Origin of the sequence: Anabaena sp. UHCC 0399 (genome assembly GCF_034931465.1) — a bacterium.
Taxonomy (GTDB): Bacteria; Cyanobacteriota; Cyanobacteriia; order Cyanobacteriales; family Nostocaceae; genus Trichormus; species Trichormus minutissimus.
On record NZ_JAYGGZ010000017.1, the window covers coordinates 89,657 to 97,296 of the forward strand.

The 7,640-nt window shown below is 39.0% G+C and carries 6 protein-coding genes; all 6 read left to right on the top strand.

Translation table 11 applies throughout. The features are described 5' to 3' along the window. Positions 1 to 6 precede the first annotated feature (6 nt). Entirely contained in the window at positions 7 to 1,182 is a 1,176-nt protein-coding gene (locus VB693_RS11820; protein WP_323266433.1) for a glycosyltransferase family 4 protein, read from the top strand. After that, positions 1,166 to 2,341, top strand: a complete 1,176-nt coding sequence (locus VB693_RS11825) for a glycosyltransferase (RefSeq protein ID WP_323266434.1) — start codon at positions 1,166 to 1,168, stop codon at positions 2,339 to 2,341. Before VB693_RS11820 ends, VB693_RS11825 begins: the two co-directional genes overlap by 17 nt. 58 nt (positions 2,342 to 2,399) lie before the next feature. After that, a complete protein-coding gene (gene asnB / locus VB693_RS11830) occupies positions 2,400 to 4,193 on the top strand; it encodes an asparagine synthase (glutamine-hydrolyzing) (RefSeq protein WP_323266435.1) in 1,794 nt (597 codons plus the stop codon). 42 nt (positions 4,194 to 4,235) lie between these two features. Next, on the top strand, positions 4,236 to 5,447 hold the full coding sequence (locus VB693_RS11835) for a glycosyltransferase (protein WP_323266436.1): 1,212 nt from the start codon (positions 4,236 to 4,238) through the stop codon (positions 5,445 to 5,447). Positions 5,448 to 5,457: 10 nt separating this feature from the next. Further along, positions 5,458 to 6,609 (top strand): glycosyltransferase family 4 protein, encoded by a 1,152-nt coding sequence (locus VB693_RS11840; RefSeq protein WP_323266437.1) that lies wholly within the window; start codon positions 5,458 to 5,460, stop codon positions 6,607 to 6,609. A 215-nt stretch (positions 6,610 to 6,824) separates the two neighbouring features. Next, the gene (locus VB693_RS11845) at positions 6,825 to 7,607 is read left to right on the top strand and encodes a glycosyltransferase family 2 protein (RefSeq protein WP_323266438.1); all 783 of its coding nucleotides are present in this window, start codon (positions 6,825 to 6,827) and stop codon (positions 7,605 to 7,607) included. The last annotated feature ends 33 nt before the right edge of the window (positions 7,608 to 7,640 follow it).

Sequence of the window (7,640 nt, forward strand, 5' to 3'; positions counted from 1 at the left end):
TAAAGCATGAAAAAACTGGCAATAGTTGTTTCCCATCCAATTCAATATTATTCTCCTTGGTTTAATTATCTGACTAAAACAGCAGGTTTAACTGTAAAAGTTTTTTACTTATGGAATTTTGGTGTTACTAAGCAAATAGATTTTGGGTTTCAGCAGGAGATTCAATGGGATATCCCTTTACTAAGCGGATACGATTATGAGTTTGTGCCGAATATAAGTTCTGATCCCGGTACTCATCATTTTTGGGGGTTACAAAATCCATCTTTAAGTTCACAAATTAAAAAATTTAACCCCGAAGCAACACTGTTAATGATTTATAACTATGCCAGTATCTATCGCTTTTTGTGGAGTTGGAATCAACGTCAAATTCCATTGTTATTTCGAGGAGATTCCCATCGATTGCTGGAATCTCATGGTGTAAAAGCTTTAATCAAGCGAGCAGTGATTACACAAATTTATCATCGATTCGCTGCTTGTCTTTATGTGGGTAAAGCTAACTATGATTACTTCCGCCATCATCGTGTCGCTGAGAAGCAGCTATTTTTTTCTCCCCATGCAGTGGATAATCATCGTTTTTTGGCTCAATCTGATACAGTTAATCAGCAGGCACAAGAATGGAAAAAAGAATTGGGTATTCCAGCCGATCATCTAGTAATCTTATTTGCAGGTAAACTGGAAGAGAAAAAACGTCCTTTGGATTTGCTCAAGGCTTTCTTATCAATAAATATTTCTCCTGCATCTCTATTATTTGTAGGTGCTGGTCCTTTAGAAACAGAATTGAAAAACACGGCAGCAAGACACCCAAATGTTTACTTTGCCCCTTTCCAAAACCAAACATTAATGCCCCGTACCTATGCTGCTGCTGATTTATTTGTTTTACCGAGCTACGGTGCTGGAGAAACTTGGGGACTGGCTATTAATGAAGCAATGTGTTTAGGTCGTCCTGTAATTGTCAGTAACCATGTAGGTTGTTACCAAGACCTAGTTCATAGTTATCAAAATGGTTTGATTTTTCCATCTGGTGATATATCTGCCTTAGCTCGTAGTCTCCAAGAAGCATTGTCAAATCGTGAACGTTTACAAAAGTGGGGAGACAATAGCCGTAATATCGTAGCTCACTATACATATAATCAGACTACTCAGGGTCTAATTCAGGCACTCGAATATGCCAAACAAAAATAAATCAATGAATATACATCTTTGGTTGCCTCAGATGTTTAGTTTTAATGGCGGTATCCAAATATACTCAGCTTTTTTGTTCCAAGCTTTACAAAATCTTTATCCTGACAGTCGCTACGAAGTTTTTATTAAACATGAAGTGGAAACTTTGCCGAGCATTACCTACTTACCCCAAACGCGATTTCACTTTACTGGTGGTTTACCACTCAAAATTCGCACGCCCTTATTTGCAGCCCAAATCATTGGGAATAGTTTGATAAAAAAACCTGATTTAGTGCTGGCCACTCACTTGAATTTTGCGATCGCGTCCTTGATACTCAAGCGGCTGTTGGGCATTCCTTACTGGGTGGTTGCTCACGGAATAGAAGCATGGAATATTAAAAATAGATATTTGCAGACAGCTTTAATGGAGGCTGATTTAATTTTAGCTGTCAGCAGTTACACACGCGATCGCCTACTCAAAGAACAAAACCTTGATCCCAAAAAAGTCACTGTTCTACCCAATACCTTTGATGCTCATCGTTTTCAACCTGCTCCTAAACCTGCCTATTTATTAGCAAAACATAGTCTGAAACCGACACAGCCAGTCATATTAACTGTGGCCAGATTATCTGCGGGTGAACAATACAAGGGTTATGACCGAGTTTTACAAGCAATTCCCCAAATTCGCCAGTCAATTCCTGATGTCCACTATGTGATTGTTGGTGAAGGAAGCGATAGAACCAGAATTGAGGAGCTAATAGCCGAGCTAAACTTACAAGATTGCGTGACATTAGCTGGATTTGTGCCTGATGAAAAGCTATGCGATTACTACAATCTCTGTGATGTTTTCGCTATGCCGAGTCAAGGCGAGGGCTTTGGAATTGTGTATTTAGAAGCGTTAGCCTGTGGCAAAGCTGTTTTAGGAGGTAATCAAGACGGTGCTATAGATGCTCTGTGTCATGGTAAATTGGGGGTGCTGGTTAATCCAGATGATGTGCAAGCGATCGCACAAAACCTGACTCAAATTATCATCAAAAAACATCCAAATTCTTTAATTTATCAACCAGATTCTCTACGAAGGTTAGTCATTGATACGTTTGGATTTGAGGCTTTTCAATCCACTCTATATCAGGTTTTTCAAACATCACATCTCTATTCCCCAAATATTTCTAAGATTTGAGTTTAATTCCTGATTTATTACAAAATACATTTATATTTATTAGTCAAAATTTTACAATATGTGTGGAATTGCTGGCATTCTTACAGTTAATCAATATCAGGAACAATTAGAACAGACGATTCAGCAAATGCAAATCGCTTTGCGACATCGTGGACCAGATGATGCGGGTATTTTTATTGCCCCAGAACGGCAAGCCGCGCTAGCCCATACTCGTCTGTCAATTCTTGACCTAAGTAGTGCTGGACATCAGCCAATGTCTACTCCTGATGGGCGATACTGGATTACTTTCAATGGTGAAATTTATAACTTTCAACAACTGCGACGGGATCTAATTGCTCAAGGTGAAAAGTTTAATTCGCAAACAGACACAGAAGTTATTTTGAAACTGTACCAAAGATTAGGTAATATTTGTGTCCAGTATCTACGTGGTATGTTTGCCTTTGCCATTTGGGATGATTTCGAGAAAACTTGCTTTTTAGCTCGTGATCCTCTAGGTATTAAACCTCTTTATTACTGGAAATCTGGTTCTACATTTATATTTGCCTCTGAACTCAGAGCGATCCTCGCCTCCCGCTTACCTGCTGTTAATTTGAGCATGGAGGGATTATATGGTTATCTGATTAGTGGTTCAGTTCCAGAACCACATACTTTAATTGAAGGAGTTTACTGCTTAAATGCTGGACATTATCTGCATTGGCAAGCAGATCAATTGACGCAAAAACAATATTGGCAGATTGATTTTACTCCCGAAAAAATCTCATTAGAACAAGCCCGTGACAAAGTGCGAACTGCACTGATTGATTCTATTAAACATCACTTTGTTAGTGATGTACCAGTGGGTGTTTTTTTGAGTGGTGGGATAGATTCCACAACAGTAGTTTCCTTAGCACGTCAAACCCAAACAGGAACACTCAAAACTTATTCCATCGGCTTTGAAGAATCAGAGTGGAATGAAGGAGAAACAGCCTCTAAAATTGCTCATACATTTGATACTCAACATAGAGAATATATAATTACATCATCTTTAGGAAAATCGTTATTTACTGGGTTTTTAGAAACAATTGATCAACCAAGTGTTGATGGTTTTAATACATTTTGTGTATCTAAATTAGCTCATGAAGACGGTACAAAAGTTGTACTTTCCGGTTTAGGAGGAGATGAATTATTTGGGGGTTATGGCTCTTTCCAGAAAATTCCACAAATGGTTCGTTTAGGTAGGAAAATTAAAGCCCTTTATCCCTTGAACATTGGTATTGGTATGGGCTTAGAATATTGGGGGAAATCACCACAAATCAGACGAATAGGAGACTTCTTACAAGATGTTCCAGATACAAAAGCGGCTTACCGGAGTTTTCGGGGTATATTCTCTCACCAAGAAGCTCGCAAAATAGCAAATCAATACCTTCCAGAACAGGATTTACCCCTACGTCACAGTCAGCATCAAGCTATGTCTCTACCTTCTCTTGAAGATGAAGTTAGTTTATTAGAAATTAGTGGTTATATGCGTAATCAGCTATTAAGAGATAGTGACGTTATGAGTATGTCATGGGGTCTAGAACTACGAGTACCTCTTGTAGACCGAGTGTTGCTAGAAACGATTGCTTCTATACCCAGTAGCCTGCGCTTAATGCCGAAAAAAAAGTTGTTAATTGAATCTGTTCCTGAATTACCCAGTTGGGTTACTAACCAACAAAAACGAGGTTTTTCCTTTCCTTTCCAAGAATGGATTAAAGATGAATGGCATGAATGTTTTACAGGTATGAATGCAGCTAAAGATATCCATTTAGGACTTTGGTATCGTCGCTGGAGTCTGGCATTGTTAAAGTATTGGTGGGAAGAAGTTTCTAAATAATCTATTGATAATGATTAAGAGGATAAAAATAAATTAACTCTCATGGAAATAGTTTCACAATCATTAAATATATGTCATGTAGTTGCCAATATTAATGAACATAGTGGTGGGCCAGCCTATTCAGTAACTAACCTAGCACAAGCTTTATCAGAACAAGGAATTAGCCCTCATTTATTTACTCTTGATTATCAAGAGCATGGTAAACCAGTTGCCACAAAAAATGTCCATATTCACAGCTACACTGCAACAAAATTAGCAAAATATCTGCGAGGATTTCAGCCAAGTGCCAGCCGCGCTTTACATCAATTAGCTGCAACAGAGTTAGATTTAATTCATAATCATGGGCTTTGGATGTTTCCTAACGTTTATGCCCGGCAAGCTGCCATCAGGAATAATTTACCGTTATTGATTTCTCCTAGAGGTATGCTAGAGCCTTGGTCTCTACAAAATAGCTGGTATAAAAAACTGCCCGCATGGTTTTTGTATGAGCAGCAGAATCTCCAGAAAGCGATCGCTTTCCATGCAACTTCTAAAGAGGAAGCTGAGTCAATTCGCCAGCTAAATTTCCGTCAACCAATCGCTGTAATTCCTAATGGAGTAATTATTCCTAACCTGGATACTCAACCTGATCGAAAGGTTTTAGTTAGCCTATTTCCTCAACTGACTGCCAAAAAATGGCTACTTTTTCTATCTAGAATTCATCCTAAAAAAGGTCTAGATAACTTACTATTTGTCTGGAAAACACTGATAAAACAATTTCCCGACTGGCATTTGATCATTGCTGGCCCTGATTTAATTGGCTATCAATCCAAATTAGAAGAGCTAACCGCAACATTGCAATTGCAGCCACAAGTGACATTTACTGGTATGCTATCTGGAGAACAAAAAGCCTCTGCACTCTTTAATGCGGATTTGTTTATTCTGCCAACTCATTCAGAAAATTTTGGGCTTGCAATTGCCGAGTCTTTAGCATATGGTGTACCCGCGATTACCACTAAAGGCACTCCTTGGCAGGATTTAGAAACCTATGGCTGTGGTTGGTGGGTTGAGAATAGTCAGCAAGCATTAATAAATGCTTTGAAAGAAGCGATGGATATGCCTTTGAGTAAACGACAAGCAATGGGTATTCAAGGCAGAAATTTAGTTCAAGGCAAATACTCTTGGGAGGCGATCGCCAAAGATATGACAAGTGTTTATCACTGGATTCTTGGTGGTGGTGAATCCCCTAGTTGTGTTCAGTTGTATTCCCCTTAAGGAGGTAGCCATGATCATTACTATTGCAGCAGGCCCGTGGCTGCCTATTCCGACTCTACAGGGAGGGGCGCATCACCGTATTTGGCAGGGATTGGCCGAAGAATTTGCAGCCGCAGGTCATCAAGTAACTATCTTATGTCGTGCCTATCCAGGACAACCGCCCACAGAAATCATCAATGGCGTTAGATATATCCGTCGTGGTGGCTTTTCCCAAAGTCCAAATATCTGGCTCGACTTGCTCAAAGATTTGGCTTACGCCCTACAAACATTTTCTACTCTACCTGCTGCCGATATTTTGGTCATCAACGATTTTTGGCTACCGGTGTTTGCGCCACTGCGTTCTTTAGTAGGGAAAATTGTCATCAGTGTTGGCCGATTTCCTAAAGGACAATACTCCTTATATAGTCGTGCCGACCGCTTTACTGTATTGTCAGAGTCAATTTGGCAGGGAATCGCACAACAGTATCCTGCTGCTATTCCACGGATGCGAATAATTCCTAACCCGGTGGATACACGCATCTTTTCTCCACCCGCACAACTTCGTACAGAGAGTGCGGAAAAGGTAATTTTATATGTGGGCAGAATTCATCCAGAGAAAGGAATTCATCTTCTGATAGCGGCATTTTCTATACTTTCACAGCAAATTTCTCAGGTCAAATTGAGGATTATTGGCCCGAGTAAAGGAAGTCAAGGTGGTGGGGGTGAAAGTTATTTAAATCAACTGAAGCTGCAAGCAAAGGGATTAAATGTAGAGTTCCTAGAACCAATTTTTGAGTCAGAAAAATTGGTAGAAATATATCGACAAGCTGATTTATTTTGTTATCCTTCATTGGCAGAGAAAGGTGAAGCTTTTCCAATTGCACCTCTAGAAGCAATGGCAACTGGTTTAGTACCAATAGTTTCAAATTTAAACTGTTTTCAAGATTATATTAAAAACGAAGAAACAGGGGTTTTCTTTGAACATCGTAGTCCTGATGCAGCACAAAACCTCGCCACAGCAATGGCATCTGTGATTATGAATTCCAAGACAAGATACCAAATAAGTATCAAAACTAGTCAGAAAGCATCTGAATTTAGTTATCAGCGTATTGCCCGTTTATATCTTGCTGATTTTGAGGATTTAATCAGTAAAGAAAGTATCAATAGTACTTTACCTATATAACATTATAAAATTGGCAGAATTACCTTTGTATTAATTATATATAAAGCTATTTGTCTAAAATAACGTCAGTTCGGGTTAAGACAATTTCGCTGCTAGTTATACGAAAGAATAGGAGTTTCAGGCAACGATAGAATGATGGTTTGAGCTTATCCCGAACTCAGGTTAAAATAAAAATCCTTCTTTATTGGGCAATATACATACCATCTCAGATATATATGAAAGAAGAAATTACTCCGCTAATATTAACATACAACGAAGCCTCAAATATTGCGCGCACTCTTCAAAAACTGAATTGGGCAAACACAATAGTAATTATTGATAGCTATAGCACTGATGAAACTTTAGAAATTTTGGCTTCCTGTACCCAGGTACAAATATTCCAAAGAAAGTTTGATTCCTTTGCTAGTCAATGCAATTATGGCTTAACAAAAATTTCGTCTCCGTGGGTGCTTTCACTAGATGCTGATTATGAATTAACTGATGAGTTAATTCATGAAATTCAAGCACTACCAGCAGATTCGGATGTAAATAGTTACAGCATTAGATTCAAGTATTGTGTCTTTGGTAAGCCCTTGCGTGGTACACTACTGCCACCCCGTAAGGTACTCTACAAGAAAGAAAAAGCGGTTTACCAAGATGATGGTCATGCCCATCGCGTTTGGGTAGAGGGTAGATCGGTAATGCTATCTGCATATATCCACCATGACGATCGCAAATCTTTAAGTCGTTGGTTATGGGCGCAGGATCGTTATATGGTGATCGAGAGTAAAAAGTTGCTGGAAACTAATGCCAGTGAACTTAGTTTCGGCGATCGCATCCGTAAGCAAAAAATTCTTGCCCCCTTTATCATACTTTTTTATTGCTTAATTCTCAAAGGTGGTGTTTTCGATGGTTGGGAAGGTTGGTACTATGCCTTCCAACGTGTATTGGCAGAGATGCTTTTAGCTACTCGTTTGATTGAAACAGAGAAGTTAAGTTTACGCAGGAATCATACTTGAATAACCTGCAATCAGTATGTTCATGTATTTTTT